The sequence below is a fragment of the Nonomuraea insulae genome, assembly GCF_042656245.1.
The window spans coordinates 35963-56301 of the sequence record NZ_JBHSPA010000112.1 but is presented as its reverse complement, the minus strand read 5'-3'; the positions used below and the strand labels follow the sequence as shown (position 1 = coordinate 56301).

At 70.9% G+C, this 20339-nt stretch carries 20 protein-coding genes; 6 read left to right on the top strand and 14 right to left on the bottom strand.

Translation table 11 applies throughout. The annotated features are described in order from the left end of the window. Window positions 1-2 precede the first annotated feature (2 nt). A complete protein-coding gene (locus ACFPZ3_RS62220) occupies window positions 3-362 on the bottom strand; it encodes a DoxX family protein (protein WP_379523845.1) in 360 nt (119 codons plus the stop codon). 166 nt (window positions 363-528) lie between these two features. Here ACFPZ3_RS62220 and ACFPZ3_RS62215 point away from each other — a divergent pair, with 166 nt between their 5' ends. Further along, window positions 529-1716 (top strand): molybdopterin molybdotransferase MoeA, encoded by a 1188-nt coding sequence (locus tag ACFPZ3_RS62215; RefSeq protein WP_379523844.1) that lies wholly within the window; start codon window positions 529-531, stop codon window positions 1714-1716. 91 nt (window positions 1717-1807) lie between these two features. Here the strand turns inward: ACFPZ3_RS62215 and ACFPZ3_RS62210 are convergent, their stop codons facing one another. From ACFPZ3_RS62210 to ACFPZ3_RS62165, 10 genes are all read right to left on the bottom strand, one after another. Then, entirely contained in the window at window positions 1808-2452 is a 645-nt protein-coding gene (locus ACFPZ3_RS62210; protein ID WP_379523843.1) for a GntR family transcriptional regulator, read from the bottom strand. Continuing rightward, window positions 2452-3714 carry an amidase gene (locus tag ACFPZ3_RS62205; protein WP_379523842.1) on the bottom strand — a complete coding sequence of 421 codons (1263 nt, stop codon included), beginning with the start codon at window positions 3712-3714 and terminating at the stop codon, window positions 2452-2454. The genes ACFPZ3_RS62210 and ACFPZ3_RS62205 overlap by 1 nt, the downstream gene beginning before the upstream one ends. After that, a complete protein-coding gene (locus tag ACFPZ3_RS62200) occupies window positions 3696-5030 on the bottom strand; it encodes an amidohydrolase family protein (RefSeq protein WP_379523841.1) in 1335 nt (444 codons plus the stop codon). The genes ACFPZ3_RS62205 and ACFPZ3_RS62200 overlap by 19 nt, the downstream gene beginning before the upstream one ends. Beyond that, the gene (locus ACFPZ3_RS62195) at window positions 5027-6313 is read right to left on the bottom strand and encodes a GAF domain-containing protein (RefSeq protein WP_379523840.1); all 1287 of its coding nucleotides are present in this window, start codon (window positions 6311-6313) and stop codon (window positions 5027-5029) included. The genes ACFPZ3_RS62200 and ACFPZ3_RS62195 overlap by 4 nt, the downstream gene beginning before the upstream one ends. Next, complete coding sequence (locus tag ACFPZ3_RS62190) at window positions 6310-6732, bottom strand: nucleoside deaminase (RefSeq protein ID WP_379523839.1); 423 nt, start codon at window positions 6730-6732, stop codon at window positions 6310-6312. Before ACFPZ3_RS62190 ends, ACFPZ3_RS62195 begins: the two co-directional genes overlap by 4 nt. Before the next feature lie 13 nt (window positions 6733-6745). Next, window positions 6746-8026: an MFS transporter gene (locus ACFPZ3_RS62185; RefSeq protein WP_379523838.1), complete on the bottom strand. Its 1281-nt coding sequence runs from the start codon at window positions 8024-8026 to the stop codon at window positions 6746-6748. Window positions 8027-8036: 10 nt separating this feature from the next. Further along, window positions 8037-8939, bottom strand: coding sequence for a polysaccharide deacetylase family protein (locus ACFPZ3_RS62180; protein ID WP_379523837.1), 903 nt, complete (start codon window positions 8937-8939; stop codon window positions 8037-8039). Next, entirely contained in the window at window positions 8936-9346 is a 411-nt protein-coding gene (locus ACFPZ3_RS62175) for a GAF domain-containing protein (protein ID WP_379523836.1), read from the bottom strand. The genes ACFPZ3_RS62180 and ACFPZ3_RS62175 overlap by 4 nt, the downstream gene beginning before the upstream one ends. Window positions 9347-9518: 172 nt before the next feature. Beyond that, window positions 9519-10820, bottom strand: coding sequence for an FAD-binding oxidoreductase (locus ACFPZ3_RS62170; RefSeq protein ID WP_379523835.1), 1302 nt, complete (start codon window positions 10818-10820; stop codon window positions 9519-9521). Window positions 10821-10858: 38 nt separating this feature from the next. Then, on the bottom strand, window positions 10859-11368 hold the full coding sequence (locus ACFPZ3_RS62165) for a nuclear transport factor 2 family protein (RefSeq protein WP_379523834.1): 510 nt from the start codon (window positions 11366-11368) through the stop codon (window positions 10859-10861). Between the two features lie 121 nt (window positions 11369-11489). Between ACFPZ3_RS62165 and ACFPZ3_RS62160 the strand changes: the two genes are divergently transcribed. Then, on the top strand, window positions 11490-12386 hold the full coding sequence (locus tag ACFPZ3_RS62160) for a LysR family transcriptional regulator (protein WP_379523833.1): 897 nt from the start codon (window positions 11490-11492) through the stop codon (window positions 12384-12386). A 307-nt stretch (window positions 12387-12693) separates the two neighbouring features. On the opposite strand, the gene ACFPZ3_RS62155 is transcribed toward ACFPZ3_RS62160, so the two are convergent. Further along, window positions 12694-13458 (bottom strand): FadR/GntR family transcriptional regulator, encoded by a 765-nt coding sequence (locus ACFPZ3_RS62155; RefSeq protein ID WP_379523832.1) that lies wholly within the window; start codon window positions 13456-13458, stop codon window positions 12694-12696. A gap of 183 nt (window positions 13459-13641) precedes the next feature. On the opposite strand from ACFPZ3_RS62155, the gene ACFPZ3_RS62150 reads away from it, so the two are divergent. The 4 genes from ACFPZ3_RS62150 (at window position 13642) to ACFPZ3_RS62135 (ending at window position 18748) form a co-directional block, all read left to right on the top strand. Next, window positions 13642-14880 carry an ABC transporter substrate-binding protein gene (locus ACFPZ3_RS62150; protein WP_379523831.1) on the top strand — a complete coding sequence of 413 codons (1239 nt, stop codon included), beginning with the start codon at window positions 13642-13644 and terminating at the stop codon, window positions 14878-14880. Window positions 14881-14949: 69 nt separating this feature from the next. Then, window positions 14950-15882, top strand: a complete 933-nt coding sequence (locus tag ACFPZ3_RS62145; RefSeq protein WP_379523830.1) for a carbohydrate ABC transporter permease — start codon at window positions 14950-14952, stop codon at window positions 15880-15882. Then, window positions 15879-16694 carry a carbohydrate ABC transporter permease gene (locus ACFPZ3_RS62140; RefSeq protein WP_379523829.1) on the top strand — a complete coding sequence of 272 codons (816 nt, stop codon included), beginning with the start codon at window positions 15879-15881 and terminating at the stop codon, window positions 16692-16694. Before ACFPZ3_RS62145 ends, ACFPZ3_RS62140 begins: the two co-directional genes overlap by 4 nt. Window positions 16695-16834: 140 nt before the next feature. Then, a complete protein-coding gene (locus ACFPZ3_RS62135; RefSeq protein WP_379523828.1) occupies window positions 16835-18748 on the top strand; it encodes an acetolactate synthase large subunit in 1914 nt (637 codons plus the stop codon). 12 nt (window positions 18749-18760) lie between these two features. Here the strand turns inward: ACFPZ3_RS62135 and ACFPZ3_RS62130 are convergent, their stop codons facing one another. Then, window positions 18761-19993, bottom strand: coding sequence for an RNA polymerase sigma factor (locus ACFPZ3_RS62130; RefSeq protein WP_379523827.1), 1233 nt, complete (start codon window positions 19991-19993; stop codon window positions 18761-18763). After that, window positions 19987-20334: a YciI family protein gene (locus ACFPZ3_RS62125; RefSeq protein WP_379523826.1), complete on the bottom strand. Its 348-nt coding sequence runs from the start codon at window positions 20332-20334 to the stop codon at window positions 19987-19989. The genes ACFPZ3_RS62130 and ACFPZ3_RS62125 overlap by 7 nt, the downstream gene beginning before the upstream one ends. Window positions 20335-20339: the final 5 nt, after the last annotated feature.

Here is a 20339-nt window from a genome sequence, read left to right as displayed (position 1 = left end):
CTTCATGCCAGGAAGCTGTAGAAGCCGGCCGCGACGCAGATCAGCAGCATGACGGTGGCGTTGAGGAAGAGGTTGCGGCCGAAGTCCCTGGCCGCGATGTGCATCGCGATGGCGACCATGAAGTAGAGGACGAGCGCGGCACAGGTCACGGCGCCGAGATACGGCAGCCAGATGCCCAGGATCAGACCGGCCGCGGCGGCGAACTTCAGCGGTGGCATGATCCACCAATAACGTCGCGGCCAGTTCACGTTTTCGAAGCACTGGGCGATGAACGGAACGGGCTTGATGCACATGACGGCGTCACCGGCCTGGATGATCGCCAGCACGATAATCGGCCAAATCGGATCGGGCAGTGCTGACATGTCTCTCCCCTGGCTCGCGATGTTCTCAAGCCGTACTATACCGTATGGTATGGCAATGGCGAATGTGGAGTTGGAGGCCGATGGTGTGCGGTTGGTGGCGTCCATCAAGCCGGCAGGTGGGAGCGCCGCTACTTGCAGGTGGAAGCCGCAGATGGGACTGTGAGGCGTGGTCACGGCAGCCGATCAAGAAACATGTCGGGACGTCGCCTGGGCGACCGCGCGGCAATTCGCGCACGCGGCGGCCGAGCCGGCACCGCCCGTGCGAGTGGCGCTCGGCCGGGCCGCGGGGCTGGCGCTCGCCGAGGACCTCGTCGCGGCGACGCCGCTGCCGGCCTTCGACACAGCCGCGATGGACGGGTTCGCCGTGGCGGGTGCCGGTCCGTGGACGATCGTCGGCAGCGCCCGCCCCGGCCGGCCGTGGACGGGCACGCAGCTGGAAGCCGGTCACGCGGTGGAGATCTCGACAGGGGCCGTTGTCCCTCCGGGGGCGCGGGCGGTGCTCCCGATCGAGGAGGCCGTTCCCGGTGACGGCGTCCTGACCGGACCCGACCTGCCGAGCGGGAAGCACATCCGGTACGCGGGCGAGGACACGGCCGCAGGTGCGCGGCTGGCGCCCGCGGGGACCCCGGCAGGCCCCGCGCTCCTGGGTTTGGCCGCGTCCTGCGGATATGACGAGCTGCTGGTCCGTCGTACGCCCACCGTCCGGGCGATCGTCACCGGCGACGAGCTGGCCCATCAAGGGCTGCCGGGACCGGGCCGGATCCGCGACGCCCTCGGGCCGCTGCTGCCGCCGCTGATCGCGGATCTCGGCGGTCGCCTGGACACGCTCGTCCATGTGTCCGATCAGCCCGTTTCGGCACTGGGCGAGGCGCTGGAGGCCGCCGCCGGCACCGATGTCATCGTGGTCACCGGATCGACGTCGGTCGGCGTCACCGACGGGTTGCGCCGCCTGCTCACCGAGCGCGACGCCCGCTGGATCGTCGATGCGGTCGCGTGCCGGCCCGGCCATCCCCAGTTGCTCGCCCGGCCGCGCGGCGGCCCGTACGTCATCGGCCTTCCCGGCAACCCGTTCGCCGCGCTGACTGCGGCGTACACGCTGCTCGGCCCGCTCCTCGCCGGGCTGTCCGGCCGGGCGCTCGGCACCCTGCCGCAGGCCCCGCTGATCACCCAGGTCCCGGCGCCCGCCGGCTGTACCCGCATCGTCCCGGTCGTCTGGGACGGCTCCGGCGTGCGAGCTCTCGGCGGTGACCGCCCGGCGTTCCTGAACGGGGCGGCCCTCGGAGACGCTCTGGCGGCGGTCCCGCCCGGCCACGAGGCCGGTCAACCGGTGCCGCTTCTCCTCCTGCGCGGCTGAACGCCGGCCGACGGGGTCACATTCCAAGACCTGCCGTGGCCAAGGTGCTGTGCGTCAGGGCTCGGTCCGGTGGTGCGGGGCGGAGGGCGCGCTAGTCGCGGTTGTCGTAGGCGGCGAGGGCGTGCGCGCGGCTGACGCGGATGTGGGCCAGGGCCAGGGCCGCGGCGCGTTCGGTGTCCCGGTCGGCGAGCGCGTCCAGCAGCGCGCCGTGCTCCTGGGCCTGGCGTTCGTGCTCGTGGCTGTTGCTGATCAGCCAGCGCAGCCGCCCGGTGAGCGGTTCGAGGAGCGAGGTGAGCACCGGGTTGCCCGCCATCTCGACCACGGCTTCGTGGAAGGCGGTGTTGGCGGCGCTGATCTCCTCGTGCTCGCCGGCCCGGCCGGCTCGGTCGAGGTGGTCGCGCAGCACCGCCACGTCGGACGGCTTCGACCGTTCGGCGGCCAGGCGGAAGGCGAGAACCTCCAGCGCCTCCCGCACGTCGTACAGGTGCTGCAGGTCCTCCCTGGTCAGCCCGCGGACCACGACGCCGCGCCTGGGGACGGCCTCGACGAAGCCCTCGGTCTCCAGCATGCGCAGCGCCTCGCGCACCGGGATCCTCGACACCCCGAACTCGTCGGCCAGATCCTGTTCGATCAACCGCTCCCCGGGCGCGGCGAGCCCCTCGACGATGCGTCTGCGCACCTCGTCGCGTACCTGGTCGCGCAGCGGCGCGTGCCTGGCCCCCAGCACTCCGCCCATCAGTCCCTCCCCGCCAGCGTGTTCTCCAGCATCTCCCCGCCCCGCAGCACCGCCGCGTCCTGCCCCAGCCGCCCGGCGAGCTGGAGCCCGACCGGCAGGCCTGCCGCTGTCGTTCCGCAGGGCACGCTGAGCGCCGGATGCCCGGTCAGGTTGTACGGCAAGGTCAACCGGCAGTAGGCGGACAGCATACGCTCGGGATCCATCTCCGCCATGGGCACGGCGGGCAACGCGACTGTCGGTGAGCAGAGAAAGTCCACCTCATGATCGCAGAAAGCCCGCTCCACCGCTCCCCGCAGCCGGTCCCTGTCCCGCAGCGCGGCGGCCAGCCCGGTCTCCGTGCGCGAGGACCTGGCCGACTCGAGGAACGCCCGGACGCCGGGGTGCACCAGGTCCAGCGGCGTGGCCGCGTGCACGGTCACCGACTGGGCGGCGGCGATCACGCCGTGGATCTCCGCTGCCGCCGCCATACGGGGAATGTCGATCTCGACCACGTCGACGGCGGCGCGAAAACACTGCTCCACCTCGGGATCAAGCCCGTCCAGGAAGCCGGCCGGGCAGCCGAGCCGCAGCCCTCGCGGTGGCGTGGCGGTTCTTCCGGTCAGGACTTCGAGCAGCAGTGCCGCGTCGCCGGCGGTCGGGGTGATCCAGCCGATGTGGTCCAGGTCGGTCACGCCAGGCAGGACGCCGGCCGTGCTGACCAGGCCGTGGGTGGGTTTGAACCCGGCGACGCCGTTGAGCGCGGCGGGCTTGCGAATCGAGCCGCCGCCGTCGGTGCCGATGGCCGCCAGGCTGGACCCGAGCGCGACGGACACGCCGCCGCCGGCCGTGGAGCCGCCGGGGTAGCGGTCCGGGTCCACCGCGTTGCGCGTCGGCGGTTCGTCCAGGCCGAAGCCGAACTCGTGGGTGTGGTGCTTGCCGACCACGATGGCCCCCGCCGCGCGCAGCCGCCCGACCACCCACGCGTCGGCCGCCGGCCGGTGCCCGGCGAACGCCGGGGAGCCCGCCTCGGTCGGCTGTCCCGCGGTGGCGATCAGGTCCTTGACCCCGATCGGTATCCCGTGCAACGGGCCCCGGCGCGCCGCCCGATCGGCGGCGCGAGCGGCGGCCATCGCGTTCTCCTCGTCGAGATGGACGTAGGCGTGGTGGACGGGTTCGGTCTCCCGCGCCCGGCCGAGCACCGAGGCCATCAGCTCCTCGGCGCGCAGTTCCCCGCGAGCGAGCGCGCCGGCCGCCGCCCGCAGCGTCAGCCCTGGGCCGCGCATGACCAGCCCGCCACGACGTGCCAGAGGTGTTCGGCCCGCTCCTGGGCCTGGGCGACGATCTCGCGCTCGTCGGCGGTGAGCACCTGGCGGTCGCGGACGACGAAGCCACCGCCGACCATGACGTCGGAGATGTCGGCGGACTGGCCCGCGTAGACCAGGTTGGCCACCGGGTCGAGCACAGGAGCCAGGTGGGCGCCCGAGAGGTCGACGAAGACCAGGTCGGCGAGCTTGCCCGCCTCGATGGAGCCGAGCTCGTCCGCGCGGCCGAGCGCGCGGGCGCCTTCGATGGTGGCCATGGCCAGCGCGTCCATGGCCTTGATGCCGCCGGGGCCGCCGTCGGCCACGCGGTTCACGACCAGAGCCATCCGCACGGCCTCGATCATGTCGTGCACCATGTGGTCGGTGCCCAGGCCGACGGTCGCGCCCAGGCCGCGCAACCGCTGGGCGGGCGCGATCCAGCCGCTCTTGGCGTTGACGGTCGGCAGCTGGCAGATCCCGGCGCCGGAGGCGGCCAGCAGCTCCGCCTCGCCCTCGTCGAGGAAGGCGCAGTGCCCCGCGATCAGCCCGGGCCGCAGCAGGCCGAGGTCGGCCAGGTGGCGTACCGAGCCCTTGCCGGTGCGCCGCCGTACCTCCGCCACCTCTCCCCTGGTCTGGGCCAGGTGAATGAACATGCCGACGCCATAGGAGTCCGCCAGCTCCGCCGCCTGCTCCAGCAGCCCGGCCGAGGCGGTGTCCGGGCCGTGCGGGCCGACCTGGCAGGTGATCCGGCCGCCGTCGTGGCCGTGCCACTCCTCGATCAGCTCGGCGTTGGCCTCCAGGAGCCGCTTGCCCAGGCCGGCGTCGAAGGAGTACTCCCCGTCGCGTACCGAGAACAGGTCCGCGTCGTGCACCCTCTCGCTCACCACCGCACGCAGCCCCAGTTCGGCCAGCGCCCGTACGTTCGTGCCCGCGTGGATGTAGTTCTCCACCACCGTGGTCGAGCCGAACCGCAGCGCCTGCAACCCGCCGAGCCGGGACATCACCTCGGTGTCCGAGGGCGACAGCAGCACACCCTGCGGGATGTCCCTCCGGTACACGGGGGCGCCGCCGAGGTCGTCGCCCAGGCCCCTCGTGACCGCGAGCGCGGCGTGGACGTGCAGATTGACGAACCCGGGCAGCAGCAGCTTGCCGCCGGCGTCGATACGCTCGCCGGGCAGGTCGAGGCGGTCGCCCACGGCGACGATCCGGTTCCCCTCGATCGCCACCTCACCGGCGAGCACCCTGCGTTCCGCGTCCATCGTGACGACGGTCGCCCCGGTGATCACTTTCATGCTCATCCGAGCTCCTTCTCCGCGCGGGCGCGGGCGGCCGCGAGCGCGGCGACCTCGGCGTCCGTCCACGTGCGTGTCGTGTCCTGCTGGTGTACGGAGATCGTCCCGGCCAGTTCCCCGCGCACCACGATCGGGGCGAGCATCTGGGCGTACACCCGGTGGTGCTCCACCAGGGAGGCCGGTGGCCGCGGGTCGCCGGTCCTGCAGTCGTCCTGGATCAGCAGCCGCCGCTCGTCACGCAGGTACTGATAAGTGGGAAACGCGCGGGGGTCGATCGCGGGCCCCGCGTCCATGCCGCGCACCCCGGGCGCGCGGGACTCGGCGGCCAGTTCCGCCTCCCCGAGCCTGACCGTGGTACGGCTCGCGCCGGTCGCGGCCAGCAGCGAGTCGCACAGCTCGAAGGCCCACGACCGGCCGAGCCAGAGCCTGGCGATGTCCTCCCGCCCGGCGAACCAGACCTCGCCCCTGTCCTGTGCGTAGCGCAGGAACTCGCCCAGCGCGTGCGCCCTGGCTGGCTGGCCGACGAACCGCGGGTGCAGCCCGATGGTCATCATCTTCGGCTGCCCGGCGCCGCCCTCCTCCCAGAGCTGGTCGAAGGCGCGGCGGCAGTGATCGAGGAACACCTCGGGCCCGCTGTAGCTCTGCCCGGGCAGGAAACGGCCGTCGTTCAGGGTGAAGGAGTACGGGATGATCAGGTGGCGTCTGCCGAGCACCTCGGTGTAGTACGGCAGGTCGTCGGCGAAGGAGTCGCTGTCGTAGAGGAAGCCGCCCTCCTCCACGAGCAGTTCGCGGGTGTTGACCGAGGCGGGCTGGCGGCTGTACCAGCCGCGTGGCCGGCGGCCGCACGTGCTCGTGATCGACTCGATCGCCATGGCGAGCCGCTCGCGCTCCACCTCCCGGGGCAGCACGCTGACGTTCTCCCAGCGGTACCCGTGGCAGCACACGTCGTGCCCTGCCTCCTCGATCCACGCCCCGACCTCGGGGTTCAGCTCGAACGCCTGGGCACATCCCTGGATGGTGACCGGCAGGCGCAACGTGTCGAACAACCGCTGCAGCCGCCAGATCCCGGCTCGCGCCCCGTACTCGAAGATGGACTCGTTGCCCAGGTCCCGCACGCCGAGTGGCGGGTAGTCGAACTCCTGCGGGATCTCGTTGCGCCGGTCCCCCGCCCAGAAGGACTGCTCGGCGCCCTCCTCGTAGTTGACGACCAGGCACACCGCCACCCGTGCGCCACCCGGCCAGCGGACCGTGCGGCCCGCCCTGCCGTACCCGATGAGATCTCTGGTCATCGGGCCGGCGCCCGTACCTTCAGGCATTCCGCCGCCAGCGGCCCCGGCACGACGTCCGTACGGCCGGCCAGCTCGGCCATGGCCTCCGCGTTCAGGCCCGCGTACGTCGAGGTGCCCCGTGGCCGGCGGGCGCCGATGACGACGGTGCCGACGCGGCGGACGAGGAGGGCGCCGAAGCACATCGGACAGGGGTCGAAGCTCGTGTAGAGGGTGGCCGCGGACAGGTCGAGCCTGGGCACCTGACGCATGGCGTCGGTCTCCGCGTGGGCGAACGGGTCGCCGGTGGTGTTGGCGCGGTTGCCGCCCCTGGCGACGATCGCGCCGTCCAGCACGACGACCGCGCCCACGCCGACGTCGCCTCGCTCGGCGGCGCGCACGGCCTCGGCCAGTGCTTCCCGCATGAATGTGGTGTGGTCCATCTGTCTGTTCCTTCTACGCGTGCGCGGGCTCGTCGATGGCGCGCAGCTCGACGTGGGCGGTCTCGCGTGCGGCGCGTACGCAGGCGACGAGCAGCGCGAGCAGGGCGGTCAGGTAGACGGCGACCGGGATCCAGGTGCCGAACGCGCTGAGCAGGTAGGTGCAGATGATCGGGGCGAGCGCACCGCCGAAGATCCCGGCCGACTGGAAGCCGAGCCCGGCGCCCGTGTACCGCACCCTGGTCGGGAACAGCTCGGGCACGTACGCCGCGAGCGGCGCCCACATCGCGGCGATGCAGAAGTTGCCCAGCATCGGCGCGAGCAGCACGAGGGCAGTCGAGCCGCCGCCCAGCATCGGGAAGAACGCGAACACCCAGACCGCCGCGGCGATCGCACCGCCCATGAGCACCGGGCGGCGGCCGTACCTGTCGGCCAGGTGGCCGAACCACGGAATGGCGGCCGCCTGGGTCACCGCACCGCAGAGCACGGCGTTGAGCAGGAGCTGGCGTTCGATCCCGAGCGACGTGCCGTACACGAGGATGAGGATGTTGCAGACGTAGAACGCCGTGTCGCTGCCGACGCGCGAGCCGATGGCGAGCAGGAGGTTGCGGCGGTGGTCGGTGACGACCTCGCGCAGCGGGGTGCGCGGCTCGGGCTCCATCTCGGCGAACAGCGGCGACTCGCTCACCTGGAGCCTGATCCACAGGCCGAGCGCGACGAGCAGCGCGCTGGCCAGGAACGGCACCCGCCAGCCCCACGCGAAGAACGCGTCCTCCGCGATCAGCCAGGTGGTGAGGGAGAACACCCCGTTGGCCAGCAGCAGGCCGAGCGGGCTCGCGATCTGGACGAGCGCGCCGAGGACGCCGCGCCGCCGCCCGTCGCCGTGCTCGCCGACCAGCAGGGCGGCGCCGCCCCACTCGCCGCCCAGGCCGATGCCCTGGATGAAGCGGAGCAGCGCGAGCAGGAGCGGGGCGAGCACGCCCACCTGGGTGTAGGTGGGCAGCAGGCCGATCAGCGCGGTGGCCGCGCCCATCAGCACGAGCGTCACGACCAGCACCGACTTGCGCCCGTGCCTGTCGCCGAGGTGACCGAAGAGGGCGGCGCCGAGCGGGCGGGTGACGAACGCGACCGAGTACGTCACCAGGGACAGCAGCGTGGCGGCGAAGGGGTCGGCGTCGGGGAAGAACAGCCGGGGGAAGACGAGGGCGGCGGCCGAGCCGTAGATGAAGTGGTCGTACCACTCCAGCGTGGTGCCTGCGAGGCTCGCGCCGACCACCCTGCGGAGGGATCGGGCCATCGGGGTGCTCCTAGGGCTGAGGGCGTTCTGCCCGGTCGAAGGGATAGCGGGCGCGGAAGTCGGCGGCGGCCTGCTCGAAGGTCACGAATCGCACGCCAGGCTTGCTCCGCCAGTAGTCGAGGAGCCGTTCGAGCATCAGCAGGACCTGCGGGCGGCCGGACACGTCCGGGTGCAGGGTGACGGGGAAGACGGCGTAGTCGTACTCACGGTGGACCCAGTCGAACTGGTCGTTCCACAGCCGCTCGATGTCGTACGGGCTGACGAATCCATGGCTGTTGGCCGCGTGCTTGTTGAACATCATCGGCGGCAGGTCGTCCACGTACCAGTTGCCGCAGAACTCCACCAGGTCCACCTCGTGCCCGTGCTGGAGCGGCCGCATCCAGTGCTCGGCCCGTTCGGCGAAGTCGATCTTCGTCCAGGCGTCGCCGACGCGGGCGTAGAAGGGGTGGAAGTCGTTGTAGTTCTGCGAGTGGTCGTAGGTGAACCCGTTCTCCAGCAGCAGCGCGGCGGTGTGCTCGCTCATCTCCCACCACGGGGCGACATAGCCGCGCGGGCGCGCCCCTGACAGTTTCTCCACCAGGTCGACGCTCTTGAGCAACACGTCGCGTTCCTGCGCGGGGGTCAGTTGCACCGGGTTCTCGTGGCAGTAGCCGTGAGCGCCGATCTCGTGCCCGGCGGCCGCCACATCGGCCATCTGCGCGGGGAAGGTCTCGATCGAGTGACCGGGGATGAACCAGGTGGTCGGGATGTCGTAGCGGTCGAACAGCCGCAACATCCTGGGTGCGCCGACCTCGCCGGCGAACACGCCGCGCTGGATGTCGTTGGGCGAGTCCTGCCCGCCGTACGAGCCGAGCCAGCCGGCGACGGCGTCCACGTCGACGCCGATGCAGATCTGGATGTCCTTCTCGCTCATGAGAGCTCCTCGATCGCCTGAGCCAGTGCCGCCTGGTCACCGGCCGTCCACTCGCGCGGGGTGAGGCTGTGCACCGACAGCCAGCCGTACATCTCGCCGTCCTTGACCAGGGGGCCGAGCATCTGGGCGCGCACGCCGTACACGTCGATCAGCTCCTGCGGCGGCATCGGGTCGCCGGTGAACCCGGGCTGGACGAGGAGGCGGCGTTCGGCGTCAAGCCACCTGACGGTGGCCAGCGCCCGCTGGTCGAGGCCGGCCTCGCCGAGTAAAGACCGCACGCCGGTACGGCGCGCCTCGGCGGCGGGGAGGTCGACGTGCAGTCCGTCGCCGTCGAGGCGCAGGGTGATCCGGTCGGCGCGGGTCGCTTCGAGAAGCTGGTCGCAGACGTGCTGGAAGGTGGGGTACATCGACCACCTCTGGGGTGTTTTCGCAGTTCCAGGACTTTGTATCCAGGATACGAAGCCCGATTTCGGCATAATTAAGCACTTGTTGCCTTAAATAGCGCCTTTGTCGGCAAATATGGCCTGGAGATTTCCTGCGCCTCACACCCGCGACGTCACCAGCCGTGATCCGGAGCGGTCAGGTGGTGACGGGGAAGTTGCTCCGGATCGTGCCGTTCGGGTCACGGCGGAGCTTGATGTCGCGCAGGCGGGCCACGACGTCGGGGGCGAAGGCGGCGGTCACGGATTCCGCCGGCTTGAGATAGGTGAACGGCTTGCGTCCGCTGATCGCGGGCGCGAGGTCCTGGAGGAGCCGCCGCTGCCTGGCCTGGATGGCCGTGGCGGCATCCGGGGTGGTCGGCACTCCGAACAGGTAGAGGGCGTACGGTTCGGCGAGAGGCCCGTGCGGGCTGTCGGAGGGGCGGGCCAGGGCGCCGCCGAGGTGCCGGATCTGCACGCTGAGCAGCGGGTCGATCGGTGTGGCCAGGAGAGACTTGGCCGTGAGGTCGTCCAGTGCGGTGAGCAGGTCGCCGTGGGACAGGCCGGGGCCGGGTGTGGTGGGTTCGGCGGTGATGGAGCCGAGGTCGGCGAGCGGCATCGCACCACGGCTGTCGGACGACGCCGCGCCGAGGCGCTCCAGCGGCCGGAGGAGGGCGCGGCCCTCGGCCGGGTCGCCCAGGTAGGTGGCGTCCACGGCGACCATCGGCGGGCTCGCGGGGAAGTTCAGCAGGTCGAACCAGACGGTGAGCCGGTCGGGGGCCGCGGCGGTGATCTCCCGGAAGGCGTCCAGGACGTCGGCGGCCCGGTCGGCGGTCCACGACATCCGCCCGCCGTAGAGGGCGGGGGCGGGGTGCAGGCCGAACTCCAGCGCGGTGACCAGGGCGAAGTCGCCACCTCCGCCGCGCAGGGCCCAGAACAGGTCGGGGTCGGAGCCGGCGGTCACCCGGGCCTGGGCGCCGTCGGCGCCGACGACCTCGAAGGCGGTGACACTGTCGGCCGCCCAGCCGTAGGCGCGGGAGAACCAGCTGAGTCCACCGCCCAGGGTGTAACCGGTCACGCTCACCACGGGAGAGCTGCCGGGAAGCCCCGTCAGGCCGTGCCCGGCCGCGGCCCGCTGGATCCGGCCCCAGCGCACGCCTGCGCCGACGCGCGCGGTGCGGGCGACGGGATCCACGGACACCTCGTCCAGCAGGCCGGTGCGCAGCAGGATCGCGCCGTCCAGGTCGCCGGTGGCGCCGTGGCCGCTGGGCTGGGCCGACACCCTCAGGCCGCGGGCGCGGGCGTAGCGGACCAGGGCTGCGACGTCGGCGTCGTCGGCCGCCTCGACCACCGCGGGCACGGCCTGTTCGACGGCCAGGTTCCAGGGCCGGCGGGCCTGGTCGAAGCCGTCGTCCCCGGGCAGCAGAACCCGTCCCCGTACGAGGGCGAGCAGTTCGTTCATCTTGATCTCCTTAGGGTTTCGTGGTCGCCGGCCCGGCCTCAACCGGCGAAGATGGCGGCGGGGTCGCCGGTGTACCAGGCGTTGTCGATGCGGAGATGGCGGATCACCCAGCGGTCCCCGTCGCGGATCAGGTCGACGTCGTAGGGGTTCTTCAGCAGGGCGAAGGTGGCGTGGCCGGTGGTGAGCAGGTGCTGGGCCTCCACCAGCGCGGTGAGGCGCGCGGTGTCCCCGTCGACGGCGACGCGCGGGTTGGTGACCTGGTGGGTGGTGTCCACCCGGCCGGCGAACATGCCCAGGATGGTAGTGACGATCGTGTCCCGCCCGGCCAGCAGCGGCGGCTTGCCTCCCCACTTGGCCGCCGCCGGACCGAAGTCCAGCTCGGCGTCGGCGGCGAAGGCGGAGGCGAACAGTTCCCTGTCCTTCAGATCCTGTCCCAGGCCGAACCGGTACAGCGCGTCGATGATCTCCGTGCGGTCCCGCAGTTCCCGGACGGCCGCTTCGGTGCCGGCGGCCGGAGCGGACAGGGCCTGCTCGTCGGTGACGTACATCGTGTACTCCCATGTCAGGTGGGGTGTTTGAGTTCCTCTACTCTCGGCCGGGGCGCGGGGCGTATCAACGCGGGTCTGTGCAAGGATCGTGAAGTCTGGATTAACGATGTGGAGAAGCGTCATGCTGGAACGGCACGAACTGGAGGCCTTCCTCACCCTGGCCGAGGAGCTGCATTTCGGCCGCACCGCCGAACACCTGCGCGTCTCCACCTCCCGGGTCAGCCAGACCATCGCCAAGCTGGAGCGCCGGGTCGGGGTGCCGCTGTTCAACCGCACCAGCCGCCGGGTGGAGCTGTCCACGGTGGGCCGGCAGCTCTATGAGGAGGTCCGGCCCGCCTGGACCCAGATCGCCACCGCGTTCGAACGGGCCATCGACACCGGCCGCGGCCTCACCGGCACGCTACGCGTCGCCTTCGTCGGCGCGGCGGCCGGGCAACTGCTGATCGGCACCACCGAACTGTTCCGCGCCCGCGAGCCCGGCTGCGAGGTACGGCTCCGCGAGGCGCAGATGGCCGAGGTGTTCCCCTTGCTGTACGACGGCGAGATCGACATCGGGCTGGCCACCTTCCCCGTGGACCAGCCCGGCATCGTCTCCGGCCCCGTCCTGGTGAGCGAGACGCGCATGCTCGCCGTCCCCTCCCAGCACCCCTTCGCCCGCCGGACGTCGGTCTCCCTGGAGGACCTGGCCAGGGTGAGGGTGCTGCAGTTGCCCGACACCGTGCCGGACTCTCTGCGCGAGGACCGCACACCCCGCACCACCCCCAGCGGGCGGCCGATCGAGCACGGCCCCGCGACCGCGACGTTCAACGAGATGCTCACGCTCATCGGCGCCGGCCAGGGCGTCTTCCCCGTCGGCGCGCAGAGCAGGCGCTACTACGCCCGCCCCGACGTCGCCTACATCCCCTTCAGCGACGCACCGCCGCTGCGATGGGGCCTGCACTGGCGCGCGGACGGGGCCACCGCCCGCGTCCGTGCCTTCAACCAGGCCGCACACGACCTGGTGAGCGGCCGATCCTGAAGACGCCCCGGACGCCGAGTCCACGATGCGGCGGACCCAGCAGGCCTACCGCGGTGACGGCGGCACGGCGCTCGCCGGCCAGTGGCAGCGGAGCGGCAACGACCGCCCTATGCCGGGGCAGGCGGCCGGGCTCCCGTCGGGCGAGGGCCGTCGATGGAAGGCCCCGCACCTCGCGGCGGCCGGCGTCTGGAGGCCAGGGGCTGGTTCGGTCGAGGAGGCTCCGCGGACGACGCGCCCACTCCCAAGGCGCAGAAGGCGGCGGAGGAGAGGGTGGGGACGGCACAACTGACCGCCCGAGGCCCGCTCCCTAGGACGGGCCGCCCGGCTCGGCGGCCCGCTCCCACATCGACTTCATCTCGGCGAACCCCTGTTCCATGATTCCCACCATGGCGCGCCTGGCCCGCTCGCCGTCGCGCCGCTGGATCGCCTGTGCCACGTCGGTGTGCAGCCGCAGCGCCCGCTCGTCGGGGTAGTGAGGCATCAGGTGGTAGTGGTGACGGCCGGCGAGCACCTCGGCGACGATCAGCTGAAGCTCTTCGAACATCTCGTTGCCGGAGGCGGCCAGCACCCGCCGGTGGAAGTCGATGTCCAGGTCGAGGAAGCGCGCCTCGTCACCCGCCTTCCCCGCGGCCCACATCTTGGCCGCGAGTCCCACTAACTCGCTCGCCTCGTCGTCGTCGACGCGCTCGGCGGCCAGCCAGGCCGCGTACGGCTCGATCGCCGTCCGCAGCTCGGTGATCGAGCGCAGCTGCGCCATCCGCCCGCCCGAGGCGAGCCGCCACCGGATCACCTGCGGGTCGAAGACCTTCCACGCCCCGGCGGGCTGGATCATGATCCCGACCCGGCGCCGGGTCTCGACGAGCCCCATGGAGGCGAGCACCCGCAGCACTTCGCGGATCACCGAGCGGGAGACCTGGTAGCGGTCGACCAGGTCTTCGATGCTGAGGACGGAGCCGGCGGCCATGTCGCCGTTGCAGATGACGGTGCCGAGGTGGTCGAGGACGCGAGCGTGCAGCCCAGCCCCGGCGGTGACGTGTGGGGTGGATGCGCCCCGGGGGGAGGACTGGATCACGAATAAAGCATATCAATTGAAAGACGATACTTGAATAAATCAGCTTTTTTGTCCTAGCATCCCGGCATTAAACAGATGTTACGGGAGTGTGGCGCTCTACCGGGGGCGGCGACCATGACAGAAAGGCGAGATGACGTGCGGCATCGATCGGTAATCGGTACATCTCTGGCCGTGGTTGTGGCCATGAGCCTGTCCGCCTGCGGCGGCGGCGACGGCGACAGCGCGTCCACCACGGTCCGGGTCACGCTGGCCAACCACGTGTGGACGGACAACATCAAGAAGGCGCTGCCCGAGTTCGAGAAGCAGACCGGGCTCAAGGTCGAGGTCACCCAGCTCGGCGAGGACCAGCTCTCCGACCAGTACAACGTCAAGCTGAACGCCGGCTCGTCCGACATCGACGTGATGATGTACCGCCCTCTGCAGGAGGGGAAGCTCTTCGCCAAGAACAAGTACCTGGCCGACCTGTCCACCCAGGTGAAGGCCAACGCGAACTGGGACTTCGGCGACTTCCAGGCCGGCTCGCTGGAGGCCACCGCGTACGAGGGCAAGCCGGTCGGCGTCCCGATCATCACCGAGCAGGAAGTCCTCTATTACCGCAAGGACCTGCTGGAGAAGGCCGGCCTGGACGCCCCGCCGAAGACCCTCGACGAGCTGAAGGCCGCCGCCGCCAAGGTCAAGGCGGCCGAGCCGGACGTCGCCGGCTTCGTCGCCCGCACCGGCAAGTCCGCGGCGGTCACCCAGTTCTCCAGCTTCCTGTACAGCTTCGGCGGCGACTTCGTGGACGGCGGCGGCAAGGCGGCGGTCGGCAGCGACGCGGCCAAGCAGGCGTACGCCTTCTACGGCGGGCTGATCAAGGACTCCGGCCCGGCGAACGTCAGCACCGACATGGGCTGGCCCGAGGCGATGGCCATCTTCACCCAGGGCAAGGCCGCCTTCTACACCGAGGCGAACTCCCTCTACAAGAACGCCACCGACCCGGCCAAGTCCAAGGTCGCGGACCAGGTCGGCTTCGCGCCGTTCCCGGCCGGCCCGGCCGGTTCCAAGCCGTACAACATCCCGTCGTGGGCGCTGGGCATCAACTCCAGCTCCGAGAACGCCGGCAACGCCTGGAAGTTCATCGAGTGGGCCACCGGCAAGGAGCAGACGCTCGCCCAGCAGAAGTCCGGCGTTCCGGGTGCTCGCAGCTCCGTCTGGGCCAATCCCGAGGGCATCTCGACCTTCCCGAAGGACCTGGCGGACGCCATCGCGGCCAGCACCAAGACCGGGGTGGGGCATGACCGGCCGGTGGTCGTGAAGGTCGCCGAGTCGCGCGAGATCGTCGGCCAGCCGATCGTGGACGCGATCACCGGCAAGGACGCCGCGGCGGCCGCCGGCACCGCCAACACCGCGTTCCAGAAGTTCCTGGACGACGAGGCCAGGTAAGCGGGGTGACGGGTGGCCGGCCGCCCGTCACCCGCGCACCTCGCAGGCCCGCCCCTTTCTGGAGATCCCATGTCAACGATCACCACCGAGGCGCCGCGCAGCGCCCCCGCCACGCCCGGCTGGGCGCGCTGGGTGGACGCCCACCGCAAATGGCTCTTCGCCGCGCCCGCGATGACGTTCGTGGCCGCGCTGCTCGTGTTCCCCCTGGCCTGGACCGGCTACCTCAGCCTGACCGACGCCGAGGGGTCCGTCCGCGCGGAGAGCGAGTTCGTGGGCCTCCAGAACTACCTCGACGTCCTCACCGACACCGAGCGGTTCTGGCCCGCCGTCGGGCGGACCGCCACGTTCACCGTCGTGGCGCTGCTGTTCGAGGTGGTCATCGGGATGGCGGTCGCGCTGCTGCTGTGGCGGCCGTTCAAGGGTGAGAGGTGGGTCCGGGTCGCCATCCTGCTGCCGCTGGTGGCCACTCCGGTCGCGGTCGGCATGATGTGGCGGCTCATCTTCGACCCGAACATCGGCCTGGCCAACCAGATGCTCGGCTGGTTCGGCATCGGGCCGCAGCCCTGGCTGGCCGGCCAGCACTCGGCCCTGCCCACCACGATCTTCATCGACGTGTGGCAGTGGACGCCGATGGTGGTGCTGATCCTGCTCGCCGGGCTCACCTCGCTGTCGGAGGAGCCGCAGGAGGCGGCGCGCATCGACGGCGCCAGCACCTGGCAGCGGTTCCGGCACGTCACCCTGCCGCTGCTGATGCCCACGCTGACCGTGGCGATCCTGTTGCGCGGCATCGACGCGCTGAAGACCTTCGACATCCTCTACGCCACGAAGGGCCGCGGCGGCGGCTCGTTCCACGAGGTGGAGACGCTCAACGTGTACGCCTACGGCCTCAGCTTCGACTACAACGAGTACGGCGTCTCCTCCACCGTTCTCATCCTCTTCTTCCTGATCATCATCGGGGCTATGTGGGCCCTGACCGCCCGGCGCAAGGAGGCGCAGCGATGAGGCCCCAGCCCGCGTACCGGATCTTCCGGAGGGTGGCGCTCACCGTCGTGGTGGTCGCGCTGGTCGCGCCGCTGGTCTGGATGATCGCCGCGTCGTTCAAGACCAACGTCGACATCTACGACCCCGGCAAGGCGCTGGCCTTCGCCCCCACCCTGGCCAACTACGCCAAGGTGCTCCAGCAGGCGAACTACGTCGAGTTCATCGTCAACAGCCTCTGGGTGGCGTTCGCCGCCACCGTGGCCTCGCTCGTCCTCGGCGTGCCGGCCGCGTACTCGATGAGCCGGTTCAACATGAAGAAGTCCGCTCTGGTGGTGCTGATGGCGCGGGTCATCCCCGGCGTCTCGCTCCTGGTGCCCTGGTACTACGTCTTCTCCAACCTGAAGATGGTCGGAGGCTTCGGGGTGCTGATCATCAGCCACATGTTCGTGTCGCTGCCGCTGGTGGTCTACATCATGATGGGCTACTTCGACAGCCTGCCCGAGGAGCTCGAGGAGGCGGCGCTGGTCGACGGGCTGACCCACGTCGGCGCGTTCCGGCGGATCACGCTGCCGCTGTCCGTGCCGGGCATCGCCACCGCGGGAATCCTGTCCTTCATCTTCTCCTGGAACAACTTCATGTTCGCGCTGGTGCTGTCCGACGCGGACACCAAGACCCTGCCCGTGGCGATCTTCGACTTCGTCGGTTACGCCAGCATCGACTGGGGCGGCCTGATGGCCGCGACCACCGTGGTCACCCTGCCGATCCTGGTGATCGCCCTGTTCGTGCAGAAGTACGTGGTCTCCGGTCTCACCGCGGGCGCGACCAAGGGCTGACCGGCGCAACGACCGTCGCGGTCACCCCGGCTTCGCGCGGCGATCACGGGCGCCTATAGTGGGGGGTACGGAATCTGCGGATAAGCCTGGCATGCCCTGATATCGCGGGGTGCGGGCTGGTTCCGTTGTTACTGCTTCGAGTGGATCCTCGTGCGGTTGTCTGCTCCGGCTCTCCATCGCGTCGCTCGATCCGTACGCGATCCACCACTTCTCGAAGTGGTGAGAGCCGTCCGAATCAAGCGACGCGACGTCCGCGAGCCCATCGGGCTGGTGCGGGCGCGCGCTCACCACCTGCACATGAGGAAGACGCTGTGACAGAGACGATGACGGGTGCCCAGATCCTGGTTCAGGCCCTGGAAGAAGCAGGCGTGGAGATCTTGTTCGGGTTGCCGGGCGGGACGATCCTGCCCGCCTACGACCCGCTGATGGACTCCACGAAGTTGCGCCACATTCTGGTGCGGCACGAGCAGGACGCCGGGCACGCGGCGGCCGGCTACGCCACCGCGACGGGCCGGCCCGGGGTGTGCATGGCGACGTCAGGGCCCGGTGCGACGAACCTGGTGACGCCGCTGTGCGACGCCGCGATGGATTCGGTGCCGGTGGTGGCGGTGACAGGCCAGGTGGCCCGCCCCATGCTGGGCACCGACGCCTTCCAGGAGGCCGACATCTGCGGCATCACGCAGGGCATCACCAAGCACAACTGGCTGGTGCGCGCGGCGGAGGACATCCCGCGGGCGATCGCGGAGGCCTTCCACGTCGCCACCACCGGCCGCCCCGGCCCGGTCCTGGTCGACATTCCCAAGGATGTCCTGCAGGAACACGCGCCCTACGTGCGCCCCGAGCGGATCAACCTGCCCGGAGTGCCCCAGACGCCGCGCCCGCACCCGCGCAGCCTCACGCAGGCGGCGACCGCCCTGCGCGCGGCGAAACGGCCGGTCCTGTACGCCGGCGGCGGGATCATCAAAGCCGACGCGGCCGGCGAGCTGATGACCTTCGCCGAACTCACGGGCATCCCCGTGGTCACCACGCTGATGGCCCGCGGCGCGTTCCCGCGCAGCCACCCGCAGAACCTGGGCATGCCGGGCATGCACGGCACCGTGCCCGCGGTCACCGCGTTGCAACAGGCCGACCTCGTCCTCGCGGTCGGGGCCCGCTTCGACGACCGCGTCACGGGCGACCCGAAGACCTTCGCCCGGCACGCGAAGATCGTGCACGCCGACATCGACCCGGCCGAGATCGGCAAGAACCGCGCGGTGGACATCTCCATCGTCGGCGACGCCCGCGACGTCCTGACCGGCCTGACGGACGCGGTCCACCAACTCGGCGGCCCCACCCCCTGGCCGCCCTCCGCACCCTGGTGGGCCACCATCGAGACGTTGCGCGCCGCCCACCCGATGACCTACGACCGGCCCGCTGACGGCTCGCTGGCGCCGCAGCAGGTCATCGAGCGGATCGGGCAACTCGCCGGCCCCGACGCGCTCTACGTCTCCGGCGTCGGGCAGCACCAGATGTGGGCCGCCCACTACCTCCCCCTCGAGCGGCCCCGATCGTTCCTGAACTCCGGCGGCGCGGGCACCATGGGGTACGCGCTGCCCGCCGCGATGGGCGCCAAGCTGGCCCAGCCCGACACCATCGTGTGGGCCATCGACGGTGACGGCTGCTTCCAGATGACCTGCCGTACCCTGGCCACCTGCACCATCGAGGGCATCGCCATCAAGGTCGCGGTCATCAACAACTCCGGCCTGGGCATGGTCCGCCAGCTCCAGTCCCTGTTCTTCGACGACCGTCACTTCGGTGTCGACTGCAGCACCCCTCAGCTGCCGGACTTCGCCGCTCTGGGCGAGGCGTACGGCTGCGTCGGCCTGCGCTGCGACAAGGCCGAGGACCTCGATGCGACCATCCGCAAAGCCATGGAGATCAACGACGTCCCCGTCGTCATCGACTTCCGCGTGAACCAGCAGGAGATGGTCTGGCCGATGATCGCGGCCGGGGCGTCCAACGACGACATCCGCATCGCCCGCGACACCGCCCCGACCTGGGACAACGATTTCTGAGCTCAGGCCCGCCTACGGCGATCTCGTACTGCTGCGAGGGAGATCCATGCCCGCTTCCCGGAGCGCCCGGCGCTCGCCTGCGAGTTCCGTCAGCCGGCGTTCGAGGAAGCGCTGTTCGGCGCCGTCGGCGGTGAGTTGTCTCGCACGGAGATAGGCGTCGCGCGCCTCGTCGGTCCGCCCGAGACGTCGCAGGAGTTCGGCCCTGGTCGCATGCAGGTAGCGGAAGTCGTCGAGGCCAAGTCGGTCGACGATGCGCAGGCCGGCCTCGGGGCCCTCGGCCTCGGCGACGGCGATGGCGCGGTTGAGCTCCACGACGGGCGAGCCGGTCAGGCGGGTGAGCTCGCCGTACAGCGCGGCGATCTGCGGCCAGTCGCACGGCACGTCGGCGTGCAACGAAGCGATGGCGGCCTGCAGGACATAGGGCCCGCGGCCGCGCAGGGCGAGCGCGCGGTCGAGCTCGGCGCGGCCGGCGGCGATCTGCTCGGTGTTCCACCGTGACCGGTCCTGATCGCCGAGCAGCACAAGCTCCCCGTCGTTGAAGCGCGCCTCGCGACGGGAGTCGTGCAGGAGCATCATCGCCAGCAGCCCGTGCACCTCGGGCTGGTCCGGAAGCAGCTGGGCCAGCGCGCGCCCCAGCCACAGTGCCTCCGCCGCCAGCTCTTCACGACCGCCGTAGCCCTCATTGAAGATCAGGTACACGACGGCGAGAACGGCGTCGATTCGCTCGCGGAGCAGGTGAACCGGTGGCACGCGAAACGGGATCCCGGCAGCCTTGATCTTGCGCTTGGCCCGCACCAGCCGCTGCGCCATCGTGCGCTCCGGTACCAGGAAGGCACGGGCGATCTCGTCGGTGCTGAGCCCGCCGAGAGTGCGCAGGGTGAGCGCGACCTGCGCCTCGACCGCGAGCGCCGGGTGACAGCAGGTGAAGATGAGCTCCAGGCGCTCGTCAGGGAACGTGGTGGTCTTCATCGGCACCTCAGTACGATCGCCCGCGACGAGCAGGCCGAGCTTGGTCGCGAGAGCGCGGTCGCGGCGGATACGATCCGTCGCTCGGTTCCGAGCCGTCCTCATCAACCAGGCGCGCGGGTTACTGGGGACGCCGTCGCGCGGCCATCGGTCCGCGGCCGTCGCGAACGCCTCCTGCGCGGCTTCCTCGGCGAGGTCGAAGTCGCCGAGGAAGCCGATCAGGGTGGCCAGGACGCGGCCCCATTCCTCGCGGAAGACCTGTCCGAGCGTCGTTACCAATACACCTCCGAGGGGCGGATCTCGATGGCGCCACCGTAGCGCGCCGCAGGGTGGCGGGCGGCCACCTCGATGGCCGCGTCGAGGTCGTCGGCCTCAAGGATGAACCAGCCGCCGACGGCCTCCTTCATCCCGACGAAGGGACCGTCGGTCGTCAGGGTCTTGCCGCCTTCGACCCGCACGGTGGTCGCGTTCCCGGGCAGGCCCATCGGCAGCCCGGGGGTGACGCCCGGCGTCTCAGTGATCCCTTGGTAGTCGGCCTGGACCTGCTTCCGCTCCTCCTCGGGGAGCGCGGCCCGCCGCTCGAGCGCGGCGCCCTGATAGATCAGCATGGCGTACTTCATCGATT